The sequence below is a fragment of the Actinomyces urogenitalis DSM 15434 genome, assembly GCF_000159035.1.
GTDB lineage: Bacteria > Actinomycetota > Actinomycetes > Actinomycetales > Actinomycetaceae > Actinomyces > Actinomyces urogenitalis.
Genome location: NZ_DS999575.1, coordinates 481,479 through 495,559, shown reverse-complemented (window position 1 = coordinate 495,559; position 14,081 = coordinate 481,479). Strand labels below are relative to the sequence as shown.

The window sequence follows — 14,081 nt, the reverse complement described above, 5'->3', positions numbered from 1 at the left end:
CGCGAGCGCCAGCGCATCGCGCACGAGGTGCACGACGTCGTCGGCCACAGCCTGGCCGTCATCGGCATACAGGCTGAGGCCGCCCGCGTGGTCATGCCTGCCAGCCCCACGCGGGCCGACGAGGCCCTGGAGGTCATCGCGCAGACCAGCCGCCGTGCGATCGACGAGGTCCACACCCTCGTGGACGTCCTGCGGGCTGACGACGCCGCGGCGCCTAGGGCGCAGAGCCAAGCCGACAACGCCCAGGCCGACGCTCCGGGCTCGCCCCTCCTCCCACCACGCCGGCTCCCGGCCGACAGACCGGTCCCCACGGCGCAGACTCGCGTCCTGACCACTGCGACGCCGGACGCTCCAGGCCTGGAAGGGCTGGTACCTCTGGTCTCCACGCTGCGCGGCACCGGCCTGCCAGTGTCCGTCGACCTTCACGACGCCCTGGCCTCGCCCTGCCCGGCCACGGTCGCTCAGTGCGTCTACCGGGTCGTGCAGGAGGCGACGACCAACGCGCTGCGCCACGCCCCGGGCGCTGCGATCTGCGTGAGCGTCCGCGGGGCCAACGACCAGCTCGAGGTCCGCGTCGCCAACGCCGCACCGGCCCGCAAGGCAGGTCACCGTGCGCACGCCGGGCACGAGGTCGCGCAGCGTCAGGGCGCTGGCCTGGAGACCATGGCGGCCCGCGTGGGCGACCTGGGCGGGAGACTGAGTGCCGGCCCGCTCGCCGAAGGGTGGGTGGTGGACGCCACGATCCCGTTGAGCGGTGCGGGAGAGCGATGAGCGTCATCCGTCTGGCCCTGACCGATGACGAGCCCCTGCTGACCGCAGGGCTCGCCATGATTCTGGACGCCCAGGACGACATGGAGGTGGTCTGGCAGGCCACCAGCGGCGCCCAAGCCCTGCGTCAGGTCCAGGATGAGCAGGTGGACCTCCTGCTGCTGGACGTCCAGATGCCCGGGATCGACGGCATCGAGACCACACGGTGCCTGACGTCGCAGGGATGGGGCGGCAAGGTCGTTATCTTGACGACCTTTGACACCGACGGCTACGTGCTGGGCGCTATCGAGGTGGGCGCCGCCGGTTTCCTGCTCAAGAGCACCCCGCCGCAGGAGCTGCTGGCAGCGATCCGGACGGTGCACGCCGGGGACTCAGTCATCTCTCCAGGTCCGACGCGCCGGCTGCTGGCAGCGGTGCGCGGTGGCGCCAGTTCTCTCCACGCGGCGCCGGCCTCCGCCCTCCACAGCGACCCCGGGCAGGTGATCACGGCGGAGGGTACGCCGCCTGCGGACCTGTCTGGACTGACGCACCGGGAGCGGGAGATCCTGCGGCTCATCGCCCTGGGGCTGAGCAACCAGGAGCTGTGCGACCGTCTGTGGCTGTCCATGCCCACGGTCAAGACGCACGTCTCGCACCTGCTGGCCAAGACCGGCGCCAGGGACCGCGTGCATCTGGTACTCACGGCGCTGCGCTGTGGCGCGGTGCGGTTTGACGAGGTGCTGACGCTGTCCGTTGCGTAAAGCGTTCTGCCCGGAGCGGCACCAGCCGGCCGACGACGAAGCCCGAGACTGCCTGGCACGCGCGCAGCCTGACAGCAGGGGCGTAGCAGCCCCGTGAGCTAGCACCGTCATGAGCCGCTCACCGTCGCCTCGGACCGCCACAGGCAGACCGACGACGGCATCTGGCTAGGAAAAAAGCCCAGGTGCCCGAGATCAGCGTCGCGTCATGCTCATTCGTCCGCCAAGCAGCTATATAGGCAATCTGACTACTCATCTTTACTATCTAGTAATGTCACCTGAGATCGTCCGGGGCCACACCACCGAGGGCTACCCTCCCGCGTGGCTCCGAGGCTTCCTCCCGGCCGCGGTCCTCGCCGTCATCGCCCGCGGCCGCACCTACGGCTACGCCATCACCCAGGCGCTGGAGGCGGCAGGACTCGGGCACATCAAGGGCGGAGCGCTCTACCCCGTACTCACCACCTTGGAGAAGGACGGGCTCGTGGAGGTCACCTGGGTCGCGGGCGACGGCGGCCCGGGACGCAAGATGCTCACCCTGACCTCCGCCGGCCGCCGCCAGCTGGAGACCTACTCCAGGCAGTGGGTCCAGTTCACCGGCGCCGTCGGCACGCTCCTGCTCGCCCCAACCGAGACATCCCTCTCACCCTCCCCCGTCCTGCACGCTGAAGCGCCGGACCACGATGCTCACTGACACCCGGGAGCCGATGATGACTGACAAGGACCGTCCTGACCTCAGCGCTGCCGACCATGCCTGGCTCGACCGCCTCACCCATGACCTGGTCCGCCGGGACGAGCTGAGCACCGCCACCGCCGTGCGCCTGAGCGAGCAGCAGCGCGAGGCCCTCCTCGCCCTGCGGGCCGAGGAGCGCGCCGAGGGCGCCGAACCCACCGACGTCACCGAGCTGTTCGGCTCTCCCACCGATGTCGCAGCCCAGCTCGCTGGCGAGACCGACGACAAGGAGGCACGCGCTGCGCAGGAGCGTCAGGAGGCCGGGGTCGTGGCACAGGTCTGCTCCGCCATGCTCCTCGCTGGCGCCTACTTCGTCCTCATCTGGCCCTTCAAGATCATCCTGTCCAGCAAGGAGATCCACTTCGGGCTAGAGCACGCACTCGCCTTCGCCGGGCTCATCGCCATGATGGGCGGAGTGGGGTCCGCCGTACGCACGGCCCTGCGCGGCCTAAGAGCCCTCGCCCTGCAGCGGGCCAGCGTCGCGGTCCTCGGGCTGGCGGTCTTTGTGTGTGCCGTGACGTCGAGCGGCTGGTGGCGAGGGTCGGGATGGCTGGGAGTCCTCTACGGCGCGGTCCTCGTCGCTGTCGGCTGGCGCTACGTGGACTGGGACCGCGAGGACCACTCTCGCCACGCCCGCCACGGCAGCTCTGAGCAGTGGTACGCCGAGCTGGACCGGCGCCTGGCCGTCTCTCAGATGGTGGACCGCCCCGTACGCGATCGTCTGGTTGACGAGACCCGCGCTCTGGTCGGCACCGCTGACCCCTGGGAGGAGATCGGTGCCCCAGGCTGGTGGGCCCGGCGACTGGTGCACGAGGGCGAGGAGGCTCACGTCTCCCACGAGCGCCGTTCCGGTCGCCTGCTCCTTGTCCTCGGGCTGCTGGCCGGCCTCGCGGCACTCGTGAGCTGGCTCTGGAGCAGCTGGTCCGTTGCCACGGCCTGGACGCTGTTGGCACTGCAGCTCTGCGTCATCGGTCTGACACGGCTGCGAGGCGCCGGCCGCAGGCGCATGAGCTAGGCAGAGCCTGCGAAGCCGCTCTTGCCTCCTCCCCACCAGGCTGGGCCCAGGCCTGCGCCGAGGACGTCCCTCGCAGGCCTGGGCCCGTCCCGTCTCAGCGACGGGTCCGGCTCAGCACCGTGCCCGAGCCAATGAGGCCGGCGGCAGCCAGCGCCACCAGCGCCACGGTCGCGCCGGTCTGGACCAGGGGCGGCAGGGGCTTGATCACGTGGACGGTCTGCGCGGCGTCGTCGAGGTCCTCGTGAGAAGCCAGGATCACCTGGCTACCTGGCTCGTAGACCCGCTCGAAAGCGACCAGCCGATGGTCGGCAAGCGTCCTGGCGTCAAAGGAGAAGCTGACGACCGCGCAGTCCGTGGCCGAAGAGGGCGTGAAGCTGGCCGAGGCGACCACCTCCTGCCCCTCCTTCCCGGTCAGCGGCTTGCCGGTCTTCTTGTCCATGAGCCGTCCCTGGACCTCATAGGTCCGCCCCGGCTCGAAGGTCGTCACGTTCTTGGGACACACCCTGTCCTCCAGCACCACAGGGCCGGGCGAGACCTCGTGGTCGCCGTCGGAGGAGTCCGTGAGCGTCGTCCCCACCTCGGGAACCAGCGCGCCCGTGACGGTCTGGCCCTCGTCCTCGATGTCGGTGTGGACGGCCACCGTGCGCCCGTCCAGGGTCACGTTCTCGAACATGACGATCGTCTTGCCGTGCAGCAACCGCGCCGGGATCCTCACCTCCACCACCGCGCAGTCAGACGGACCCGACGGCGTCAGCTGCGCCTGGCCCGTGAACGGACGGCCGTCATCATCCATGATGGGTTGGCCTGTCTCCTTGTCCATCGCCCGGGCCGTGAGGGTATAGGTCTTACCCACCTCCAGGGGCTTGCCCTCCTTCTGGCACACCTGGTCGGCAATCGTCACGTCCCCGGTCGCCGGCAGGACCTTGTCCCCGTCAGCCTTGTCACTCGCCGTCGTCTCGATCTCAGGCTGGACCGGCGGCGGCGCGACGACGTACTGCTCGCTAGCGTCCTCGACGGAGGAGGAGTAGGCCGCCGTGCGATCGTCCCCGGCGAAGTCCGTGACGAAGACGTAGGTACCGGGCAGGGCTGCGCCGTCGTCATCCTTCTTGACCTTGAAGGAGGTGGAGCCGACGTGGAAGTAGGTGCCGTTGCGCGCCGGGACCTTGACCGAGGCAATGAGCTCGGCCCGAGCCCGGTTGGCCTCGGTGACCTCCTGACCGTCAGGGAAGAAGAGCAGGGACTGCGTCATCTCCTTCTCATCGGCTTTGAAACCCATCCCTCCCTCAAAGTCACCGTGGTTGGAGGGGAAGCCCTCCACAAAGAGATCGTCAGAGAGGTACTCACCGCTCTTGGTGGCGTGGACCTGGATGGAGGAGTCAATCGTCGTGCGGTACACGGTGGAGGTGGTCTCCTCGGCCACGCCGTAGGAGTCGGCCCATCCAGAGGCGATCCAGCGCCCGTGAGCCGCCTGGTCCTCAGCCTGGACCTGCCACACCCAGGTCAGGAAGCCGGGGGCGACACTCTGGTCCAGGCAGGCCTGCACCTCCTGGCCCGGACCAGACGCGGTCACCTTGACGCTGCCGAGAGCCCTCGCCTCGGCCGGCACCTGCTCGGCGGTGACGGGCAGCACCTCCGGGTCGAGGCGGTAGGCAGTGGCCGTGTAGACCACCGGGACGTAGACGCCGTCGTCAAAGGAGTCGGCCGAGACCAGGCGGGTCCACTCCCCGTCCCGGTAGCTCGGGTCAGCCGCCGGGGTGAAGGTGTCGCACGGTGGTTCCTCCGGCTGGTTGACCTTCCAGCTCGAGACGTGCGAGGTCCCCAGGGGGCGGAAGTCGAAGTTCTCGCTGCTGGTCTCCTCAGGCAGTCCGTAGCCGTCCAGCCAGTCCGCAGCCACGTAGGACTCGTAGGCCCCTTGGTCGGCCTTGCGCACCTCCCACACCCAGGTGACAAAGCCCCTCTTGCCCAGCTCCAGCGAGGCCTCAAGGCTCTGATCGGGACCGGTGGCCGTCGCCGTGACCTCGCCGATCTTCTCCGCTCCCTGCGGCACCCGGTCCGTCTGGGCCGGACGAGTACGCGACCAGTAGGCGGTGGCGCGGTAGACGACGGGCACCGGCTGGCCGGCGTCGGTCATCCAGTGCGGATTGACGTAGGAGGTATCCGTGGCCGTGGTCAGGGTGTCATTGATGGCGCCGTCGGCATTGACCTCCACGGTGTGCACCTGCGAGGTGCCCAGAGGCTGGAAGTCGTAGTGCACGCGAAAGGGGGTTCCGGGCTGCTCAATGTCCAGCATCTCAATGCTGGCCTGCGGACCGCGGGTGATCATGTCCTGAACGGAGCCGTCATTGGCGTAGTAGCGCAGGACCTGACGCGGCACGCTGAAATGCGCCGAGTAGCTGACCTCTCCGTTGCCCGTCGCCGTCCAGGCCAGCGAGATCGGCTCCATGCCGGTCACGCCGGCCCAGGTCCCAGTGCCGGTGGTGTCAAAGACGGCTGGCCCCACCAGGGTGACCGTGACCGGGACGCCAGGAATCAGGCTGCCGTCAGTGTTGGTGGAGGCGATGCCTCCCACCTGCCCCGTCCGCACCGCGTCCTCACGCTGCGCCCCACCCGTGGCGAAGCTCTGCGGCGTCGACACCCGCGACTCGGCGGCGTAGGCCTCCGCCAGGGCGTAGGCCGAGGGGAACTTGGCAGGAATCTCGGCGATGATGCCCGCAGCCTGCGGGGCGACGTCATAGTTCGCGTGAGCCAGGATCGCCAGTGCGGCTCGGGAGTCGGCAGTGTCCACCGGCTCGTACTTGGTCAGGAGCCAGTACATCTGGGCGGGAGCGACCTTGAGCGAGGGCGCGGTGTCTCCTCGCTGGACCTGCTCGGTCAGCTCTCTGGCGTCCGCCATCTGTGCGTTGGCCTTGATCGGCACCGGCCCGAACTCGATGCACCAGTTGAGCACACCCGGCGTCACGGGGTCCGCGTTGGCTCCGAGCCAGTGATAGGTGCCGGAGGAATCATAGAAGGGGTAGCCCTCGCCGGTGTTTGGCGGGATCTTGGTGACCGCGGCCTGCGCTGGGGAGCGCAGCCCCAGGTCCTGGCCGAGCGGCAGGGCGCTCATGCCCGCCATGGCACTGGCCATGAGCGCGACCGCCGCGACGAGAGCACTGGCACGCCGCAACCTGTCAGGTCCCGGTAGCATCGTCCCCAGCCGTGAGCGGCGTGCTCCAGGCACGCGCGTGGTGGTCGTCTTGGCCATCTCCGTCTTCCTTTCGTGAGGATGGGTGAGAGACCCCGGTGCGCGAGCGTCGGTTTCCTAGGCCAGCAAGGCTCGCGTTCCGGGGCGTGTGTAGTCCGGTGTGCCGCTCACGGCACTCCTCGATGAGCCCGTGCCTCCGACGATAGGTGACAGCGGCGTTCCGCTCGTCCAGCCGTCCACACCCCCATTCCTGGCGTTCGTCTCCTTCCCTCCTGTGGAGCCCGAGCGCGAGCAGAGGTGACTGTTGGGGCGGCTGATAGGGTCACGAGCCGTGGGTCAGGAGATCATCGTCAGTGCCGTCATCATCCGTGACTGCAATGGTCGGCTCCTGACCGTGCGCAAGCGTGGAACACAGCTGTTCATGTTCCCCGGAGGCAAGCCCGAGCCTGGTGAGACTGCCTCCCAGACGGCGGCGCGCGAGGCCCGCGAAGAGCTTGGGATCGCCATCGATACCGAGGACCTGCAGCCACTAGGGATCTTCACCGCGCCCGCCGCCAATGAGGAGGGCTACGTGGTCCTCGCCCACGTCTTCAGTCACCCGTACGTGGATGGGGCGCAGCCGGCACATGAGATCGCCGAGCTGCGGTGGACTGACCTGACCGCGCCCTTACCGCAGGACCTGGCACCGCTCACACGCGTGGTGATCCCTGCCCTGATCAGCTAACCCCTGTCACGATCCCGGGCAACTTGCCCAGGCACCCCTCCACTCGCCCTGCCGCCCCGCGAAACCACCAGGCGCTCACCGCGACCACGAGTCGCACGCCAAGGAATCACCCGGGATCCTGACACCGCGTGTCTCCTACCGGCACCGCCGCCGACCAGGCGTGACACGATTCGGACGCACCGGCATCCCCGGACGGCGAGACCCCAGAGCTCGGCTGTGACATGCGCACGGGGTTGGGGCCGGTGTAGTCGGTGAGGTCGCGGATGCTCAGGAAGTCACTCTCCTTGAGGAAGTGGCACCACGGGGCCTGGGTGCCCTCGAACCGCAGGCGTCGACCACCGGACCAGCAGGCCAGCTCGACGTGGCAGGGGGTATCGGCGTAGACCAGTTCGATAGCAGGCGGGATGTCCTTGTCGCTGGTGAACACGATGGCGGCGTCGATGTTGCCCAGCATCGCGTACTTGACGACGTTGACGGCCAGGGCGACGTCGATACCCTTTTCGGCGGCAGGCTGGCTCGGCCACTGCGGCGGGTACTGGAGGTTGCTGCGCACGACGGTCACACCGGTGGCCTCCCAGTCGGCGGTCTGTCGGTCGTTCGCTCGGGCAGAAACCGCCTGCCGGGTGGGGTTGGGCGCCCTCGGTAGACGCGGGTCTCGACAAGCTCACTAGGACGCTGGCGCCGACTGACGAGGAACTCAGCGGTCTTCTTGGGCCAGATGTGGCCCTCGTTGGTGTTGAAGCAGCGCTTCGCCCAGCCTGCGACATTCTGGTAGTCGAAGAAGACAGCGACCCGATCCATGGGACCTCACTAGAGAAAAAACCCCGCCAATCCCGAAGGATGGCGGGGCAGAATGCGGCAGCTATAAGCACCCATGATCTGCCCCTGCAAGCCCTCGACAGCGGGCCGCGGCTAGGGCGATGTCAGGCCGGCTCCCGGCCGTCGGAGGGCAGGCATTTTGGGCAGAGTTTGTCGTCGCGTGTCGCGGAGTGTCCGTTAACGACCGTTTGGGGTCACGGCGAGCCACCTTGTCGGATTTCGTCAAGGTGCGGGCGTGATCCTCTGCGCTCGCTAAATGAGCGTGACAGTGCTTTTCCACCGAGAAGCAGACTTGTTCGTACTTGGAACGAGGGATGGCATTACCTAGCGTTGGGCGGGTGAGAGAGCTTGTGTAGGATGAGACATCCCAAACCTTCGAGACCTGGACGGAATCCGCACGTCAGCGGGCGTGACACGGTTCGGGCGCGTCGCCAGAGGCCCGCGCCGCGAGCGTCTGGACGCCGAGGGATGGGCCGCGGCGAGGGACTGGGGGCTGGCGACGGTCGTCGATCTGCGCTGCTCCTATGAGATCGGGTGGCGCCATGGGGACCCGGCACCGGTCGACATTCCCGACATGACAGTGGTCAACGCACCGACCGAGGACCATGACGACGAGGAGTTCCGTCGCGCGTGCTTCCCGATCCTCGATTCCCCGGAGTGCTGGACACACAACCTGCGGATCCTGCCCGCTCTCGTGCGCACCACGCTCGAGGCCATCGCTGCCGCCACACCCGGTGTCCTGGTCCACTGCAGCGCGGGCCGGGACCGTACCGGCATGGTCACCGCGCTCCTGCTCGCCAACGCAGGCGTGGTGCCCGACCTGGTCGCAGACGACTACGAGCTGTCCGTGCGAGCCGTGGCCGGTACCGCGAGCCATCAGCCCACCCACGATCGGCAGTCAACGTGGACCCAAGCACAGGCCGACGCCTGGACTGCGCAGGTGCGTCCCCACGTTACCCACTTCGCCCATGCGGCGCCGGCGCACCGCCTGCCGGTCCTCAACCACCGCGCCGTGTCCACCCTCACCAGGTAGGGCCGAGCAGGCGGAGCTGGGCGAGCTCATCGCCTGGGCTACCAGCACACACACTCAGGCCGAGGCCGCTAGCGGTAGCGACAGCGCGTTGCGCCGCCGGACCGCCTGGGGACAAGGACGTCCCAGTACGGAGCCTGACTGTGTCCACATGTGCCAGATGTGCAGTATTTGCACCCAGACGAATATGTCGCCAATCACACCTCAGTTTGACGTCTGAACCACACCCGCGTACTCCGCGACCCGCGGAGGCCTCACGCCGACATGTTCTTTACACTGAGGGGCGGACGCTTTACGATTCGCAACGAAGGAGAGGTGATCGCATGACAACACACACCGTCAATGTCAACTTCAAGGTCGACCCTGACCTGAAGGCCCAGGTCGAGGAGGTCGTGCGAGAGATGGGCCTGACCATGACCACCGCCCTGACGGTGTACATGCGCAAGATCGCTATGGAACGCCGCATCCCCTTCGAGATCACCGCCGACCCGTTCTACCACCCCGCCAATATCGCCCACCTGGAGCACCTGAAGACCGAGCTGGACGCTGGACGCCTGCCCCTGTCCGACCACGCCCTCATCGAGGAGTGACGCGGTGGCGGACCGGACCCTGACATGGGCCCAGGCAGCCTGGGACGACTACCTGGCCTGGCAGCAGCAAGACAGGAAGACCCTGCGCAAGATCAACGCACTCATTCGCGACACCATGCGGCACCCCTTCGAGGGCACCGGCGCTCCCGAGCCGCTGCGAGGGAATCTGACGGGCCTGTGGAGCCGGCGCATTGACAAGGCCAACCGCCTCGTCTACCAGGTCCGTCAGGACACCATCATCATCCTCGCCTGCATGGGGCACTACAGCTGATCCTCCACACCAGCCCCTCCTTCCGCGTCGCCCTCGGGTCAGGCCGCCTCGGCCGACTGCTCCAGGAGCTGAACCACCTCTTCGTGACGCTCCTGGCCTCCACCGTCCTAGGTGTACTGATCGCGGAGGTTGGTTAAGCGGGTGATGGGTGGCTTGTTGTCACAGGCTGACAGTGCCTGGGTTGGGAGGGCACATCCCTTGATGCCTCCGGCCGGCCAGCGCCCGCCTCCCCGCCGGCGCGGCAGTCTCTGAGCCACCACACCGTGCAGACAGCACCGCACAGCGGCGACCCAGCCTGCCTGCAGACTCATGAGCGAGCAGCAGTACTCGCCTCGCACTCACCACAGCCGTGCCTCTTGCCCTACCAGCTCGCCCGCAGACGCCGGCGACGCGGCCGAAGCAGCGGATGATGCGGAGGCCGATGTCGGTGTGAGCAGTCGTTCAATCTCCTCACGCGGAAACCGCTTCCGCCCGGTAGGCAGCGTGACAGCCTGGATCAGACCATTACGAGACCAACGCCACAACTGTGCCCAGCTCAAGCCAGCCCAAAGAAGAGCAGCAGCTCCGAGAACGACTTTGATGTCGCAGTCGGCTTCACGGTGCAGCAGTACCTATTCACAAGGCGGATGACTCGCTCACACCTGGGAGAGCTCCTTGGCCTACCAGGGCCAAGCATCTCAAACCGCCTACGCGGCAAGATCAAGTGGACCGGCGAAGACATTGCTCTCACTGCATCAGCACTCGGTGTAGCCCTCACTGATCTGTATCCAGTCCGCATGGATGACGGTTCGTGGGTTCCCGCTCAGTTCGTGCCCGGGCAGCAGAAAGCCCCGGCACCTGCTGGTGCCGGGGCTCCCTCTCTCGTAGCGGGGACAGGATTCGAACCTGCGACCTCCGGGTTATGAGCCCGGCGAGCTACCGAACTGCTCCACCCCGCGTCGGCGAAAGCAATACTAGGCGCGCCCACTCCCCCATTTCAAACCCGTACCCCGTGCCTTTACTCACCCGCGTGTGAGCCAGCCCCCCCCCGGGTCTCATCGGCTTGTCCGGACAGAACGACGGCGCAACAACCTGGCCGCTGCCAGGGCGCTGCGCCGTCGTCACCGGAAAAGGTTGCTGGGCACCCGCGAGGCGCCCAGCAACCTCTCCCCTACTTCTTCAGCTCCTCCTGAGCAGCCACCGCCCGGTTGAGGGCGTCGTTGAGCCGGGTCTGGGCCTCGCCGTAAGCGGTCCAGTCCCCGTTCTTCATGGCCTCGTTCGCAGCCGTCATCGCGCTGCGCGCATCAACCAGCGCCGTATCCAGCCTCGTCTGGGCGTCGCCGGTGGCCGCTCCCTCACCAGGCGCCGGAGTATCTGCCTGCGTCGGCTCGGCCCCAGCTGCCTCACTCGGGGCGGCGGACGCCGCGGCGCCGTCACCATCCGCAGCGCCGGCCGCCGCCTGCTCATCGGAGGTGTTGTTGGCCGCAGCCGCGTCACCGTCAACCACGTCCTCACCGGTCTGGGCACCCGAGTCACCACCGAAGACCTGGTCAAGGGCCTCGGACAGCGTGTCAGCGAAGCCGACCTTGTCACCGAAGGAGACCAGCACCTTGCGCAGCAGCGGGTACTGCGTCCCCGAGGAGGACTGGACGTAGACGGGCTGGACGTAGAGCAGGCCACCGCCCACCGGCAGCGTGAGCAAGTTGCCCTTAATCACCTGCGATCCCTGCTGGCTGAGCAGGTTGAGGACCTGGGAGGCGGTGGAGTCAGAGTCGAAGTTGTTCTGCACCTGTCCCGGGCCGGAGACGTTGGACGAGCGCGGCAGCTCCAGCAGCCGCAGCTTGCCGTAGTCAGGGTTACGCACCCCGGGCTCGCCCGAGGCGGTCTCGGAGTCCACCGCCATGAAGCCGGTGAGCACGTTGCGGTCCGTGTTACCACCAATGATGTAGACGCTGGACAGCGAGAAGGAGGCCTTGTCCTGATCCGGCATCTTGAGCGTGAGGTAGTAGGGCGCCTGGGCTCCCGCACCGGACTTGGTCGGGTCGTCCGGGACCTTCCAGAAGTCACCACCGGAGTAGAAGTCCTCAGGGTTGGTGACGTGGTACTTCGCCATGACGGTGCGCTGGACCTTGAACAGGTCCTCCGGGTAGCGCATATGCGCCATAAGGTCGGCACTCATCTGGCTCATTGGGGTCACGGACCCGGGGAAGACCTTGGACCAGGCCGCCAGGATCGGGTCCTGCTCGTCCCACTCGTACAGGGTCACCGCACCGTCGTAGGCGTCCACCACGGCCTTGACCGAGTTGCGCACGTAGTTGGACTTCTCCGGCGCCCCCAGCAGAGAGGCCTGCCCGGTCGTCGCGTCAGACATCGAGTCCTCCAGGGACTCGTGCTGGGCGTAGGGGTAGTTGTTGGTCGTCGTGTAGCCGTCGAGGATCCACACCACGCGCTTGGGGGTGGAGGGATCGTCGTCGTCATCAACCACAGCCGGGTAGGGGTTACCGTCCAGCGTCAGCCACGGCGCCACCTTGGACACGCGCTGAGCGGGGTTGCGGTTGTACAGGATCTGTGAGCCGTCACGCACCTCCTGGGAGAACAGGATGTTCATCTCCTGGAAGCGCACGGCGTACAGCAGCCGGTTCCACGGGTTGGACACGTCCGGTCCGCCGTTGCCGGCAAAGGTCGTGTTGACCTGCCCCGAGTCCGACTTGTCGTCGGGGTAGTCCAGCTCGCGCGGGCTGCCGCCGTCGTCACCGCCCACGATCGAGTAGGACGGCGACTGCTGACCGAAGTAGATCCTCGGCTCGTACTCCCCCAGGTCACCAGAGGAGGGAATCCCGCCCTCCCAGAACGAGGGGTACCCGCCCGAGGCGACCGTGTTGCCGTAGGCCGTGACCATGCCGTAGCCGTGGGTGTAGACCGTGTGCTCGTTGATCCAGGTGCGCTGGCCCGCGTCCAGGCCGTCAAGGTTGAGCTCACGCACGGCGATCACCGTGTCTCGCGACTGTCCCTCGACGTTGTAGCGGTCGACGTTGAGGCTGGAGGCGAAGGAGTAGTACTGCTTGTTCTGCTGCAGCTGCTTGAAGGTCGCCGAGACCAGGTTGGGGTCCAGCAGACGGATCGACGTCGTCGACTCCGCGTCCTCCTTGAGCTGGCCCGCCTGGGCGGTGGTCGCGGCGTTGTAGTTCGTCGTCTCGATGCCGTCCAGGCCGTAGGCGGTCAGGGTGGCGTTGATGTTGCGCTGGATGTAGGGCGCCTCCTCACGCTGGGCGTTGGGGTCGACGACGAAGCGCTGGATGACCAGCGGGTACCCCGTGCCGATCAGCAGGGCCGAGGCGATCATGACGACGACGCCGGTCACCGGCAGCTTCCAGGACCGTGCTCGCACCGAGGCGATGAAGAGCACGGCGATCACGGCCGCGATCGCCGCCAGGATGGCGTTGGCGGGGATGACGGCGTTGACGTCGGTGTAGCTGGCGCCGTCGAACTTCGTGTTCGAGGAGTACAGCGCCTGGTAGCGGCTCAGCCAGTAGTCGGCGGCACGCAGCAGGGCGAACAGCGCCAGGAAGACCGACAGGTGGATACGCGCGGCCTTGGTGAAGTGCGGCTGGCGGGCCACGGAGATCCCGCCGTACAGGTAGTGGACCACCACGCTGGCCAGGCCGGCGAAGATGACCACCCTGCTGAGGTAGGACACCACCGTGGTCAGCACCGGCAGGATGAAGACGTAGAAGGACACGTCCAGCCCGAACTGCGGATCAGTGGTCCCAAAGGACTGGGAGTTGAGCGCCAGCATGACCTCACGCCAGTGCGGGACCAGCTCCAGCCCGGCAGCGAAGACACCCAGCAGCGCCGGCACGATGAAGGTCAGCGGCTTGCGCATCGGCTCGAAGGCCGTGCGGTAGGACTCCAGGTTCCGGGAGGCCTCGTCATAGGGCAGGGTGATCTCGCGCGCCCGGTAGGCCCGCGTCATAGCCGCCAGTACCGCCAGGAACATGATGAGCGTGCCGACGATGAACATGGCGCCCGCCGCGATCCACTGGGTCCACACCACGCGCGAGAAGCCGAGCTGACTGAACCACAGGACCTCAGTCCAGGTACGCGACAGGAACAGGAGCACCACGGCCAGTCCTGCCAGGATCATGATGGTCAGCGCCAGCGGCCCTGGTCCGCGGCGTCCCTCGCGTCCACGCGAACGCGGCGTGCCGGATCCTCCAGCGCCGTCACCGCCGTC

At 67.5% G+C, this 14,081-nt stretch carries 11 protein-coding genes and 1 tRNA gene; 8 read left to right on the top strand and 4 right to left on the bottom strand.

What is annotated here, in order from left to right; translation table 11 throughout:
- The 4 genes from HMPREF0058_RS07975 to HMPREF0058_RS07960 form a co-directional block, all read left to right on the top strand.
- Positions 1–771 (top strand): sensor histidine kinase (locus HMPREF0058_RS07975; RefSeq protein WP_006549259.1); only part of this gene is annotated, 771 nt, incomplete at its 5' end.
- Positions 768–1,508 carry a response regulator gene (locus HMPREF0058_RS07970; protein ID WP_006549258.1) on the top strand — a complete coding sequence of 247 codons (741 nt, stop codon included), beginning with the start codon at positions 768–770 and terminating at the stop codon, positions 1,506–1,508. The genes HMPREF0058_RS07975 and HMPREF0058_RS07970, both read left to right, overlap by 4 nt.
- Positions 1,509–1,776: 268 nt before the next feature.
- Positions 1,777–2,196 (top strand): PadR family transcriptional regulator, encoded by a 420-nt coding sequence (locus HMPREF0058_RS07965; RefSeq protein ID WP_006549257.1) that lies wholly within the window; start codon positions 1,777–1,779, stop codon positions 2,194–2,196.
- A 16-nt stretch (positions 2,197–2,212) separates the two neighbouring features.
- Positions 2,213–3,250, top strand: a complete 1,038-nt coding sequence (locus tag HMPREF0058_RS07960) for a hypothetical protein (RefSeq protein ID WP_141560528.1) — start codon at positions 2,213–2,215, stop codon at positions 3,248–3,250.
- A gap of 94 nt (positions 3,251–3,344) precedes the next feature.
- On the opposite strand, the gene HMPREF0058_RS07955 is transcribed toward HMPREF0058_RS07960, so the two are convergent.
- Positions 3,345–6,494, bottom strand: a complete 3,150-nt coding sequence (locus HMPREF0058_RS07955) for a VaFE repeat-containing surface-anchored protein (protein ID WP_034236078.1) — start codon at positions 6,492–6,494, stop codon at positions 3,345–3,347.
- A 271-nt stretch (positions 6,495–6,765) separates the two neighbouring features.
- On the opposite strand from HMPREF0058_RS07955, the gene HMPREF0058_RS07950 reads away from it, so the two are divergent.
- Positions 6,766–7,158 carry an NUDIX hydrolase gene (locus tag HMPREF0058_RS07950; protein WP_006549254.1) on the top strand — a complete coding sequence of 131 codons (393 nt, stop codon included), beginning with the start codon at positions 6,766–6,768 and terminating at the stop codon, positions 7,156–7,158.
- 106 nt (positions 7,159–7,264) lie between these two features.
- On the opposite strand, the gene HMPREF0058_RS07945 is transcribed toward HMPREF0058_RS07950, so the two are convergent.
- Positions 7,265–7,720 carry a PIN domain-containing protein gene (locus HMPREF0058_RS07945; protein ID WP_006549253.1) on the bottom strand — a complete coding sequence of 152 codons (456 nt, stop codon included), beginning with the start codon at positions 7,718–7,720 and terminating at the stop codon, positions 7,265–7,267.
- A gap of 621 nt (positions 7,721–8,341) precedes the next feature.
- Here HMPREF0058_RS07945 and HMPREF0058_RS07940 point away from each other — a divergent pair.
- The 3 genes from HMPREF0058_RS07940 to HMPREF0058_RS07930 all read left to right on the top strand — a co-directional run bounded on the left by HMPREF0058_RS07940 (position 8,342) and on the right by HMPREF0058_RS07930 (position 9,868).
- Positions 8,342–9,010, top strand: coding sequence for a tyrosine-protein phosphatase (locus tag HMPREF0058_RS07940; protein ID WP_081449208.1), 669 nt, complete (start codon positions 8,342–8,344; stop codon positions 9,008–9,010).
- A 320-nt stretch (positions 9,011–9,330) separates the two neighbouring features.
- Complete coding sequence (locus HMPREF0058_RS07935; RefSeq protein WP_006549251.1) at positions 9,331–9,597, top strand: type II toxin-antitoxin system RelB/DinJ family antitoxin; 267 nt, start codon at positions 9,331–9,333, stop codon at positions 9,595–9,597.
- Between the two features lie 4 nt (positions 9,598–9,601).
- Positions 9,602–9,868, top strand: coding sequence for a Txe/YoeB family addiction module toxin (locus HMPREF0058_RS07930; protein ID WP_006549250.1), 267 nt, complete (start codon positions 9,602–9,604; stop codon positions 9,866–9,868).
- Between the two features lie 864 nt (positions 9,869–10,732).
- Here the strand turns inward: HMPREF0058_RS07930 and HMPREF0058_RS07925 are convergent.
- Positions 10,733–10,806: transfer RNA gene (locus HMPREF0058_RS07925), tRNA-Met, on the bottom strand.
- Between the two features lie 212 nt (positions 10,807–11,018).
- On the bottom strand, positions 11,019–14,081 hold a 3,063-nt coding region (locus HMPREF0058_RS07920; RefSeq protein ID WP_248597015.1), incomplete at its 5' end, for a UPF0182 family membrane protein.

Coding starts and splice junctions, on each gene's coding strand:
- HMPREF0058_RS07970 (WP_006549258.1), top strand. CDS start 768: ATGAGCGTCATCCGTCTGGCCCTGACCGATGACGAGCCCCTGCTGACC.
- HMPREF0058_RS07965 (WP_006549257.1), top strand. CDS start 1,777: ATGTCACCTGAGATCGTCCGGGGCCACACCACCGAGGGCTACCCTCCC.
- HMPREF0058_RS07960 (WP_141560528.1), top strand. CDS start 2,213: ATGACTGACAAGGACCGTCCTGACCTCAGCGCTGCCGACCATGCCTGG.
- HMPREF0058_RS07955 (WP_034236078.1), bottom strand. CDS start 6,494: ATGGCCAAGACGACCACCACGCGCGTGCCTGGAGCACGCCGCTCACGG.
- HMPREF0058_RS07935 (WP_006549251.1), top strand. CDS start 9,331: ATGACAACACACACCGTCAATGTCAACTTCAAGGTCGACCCTGACCTG.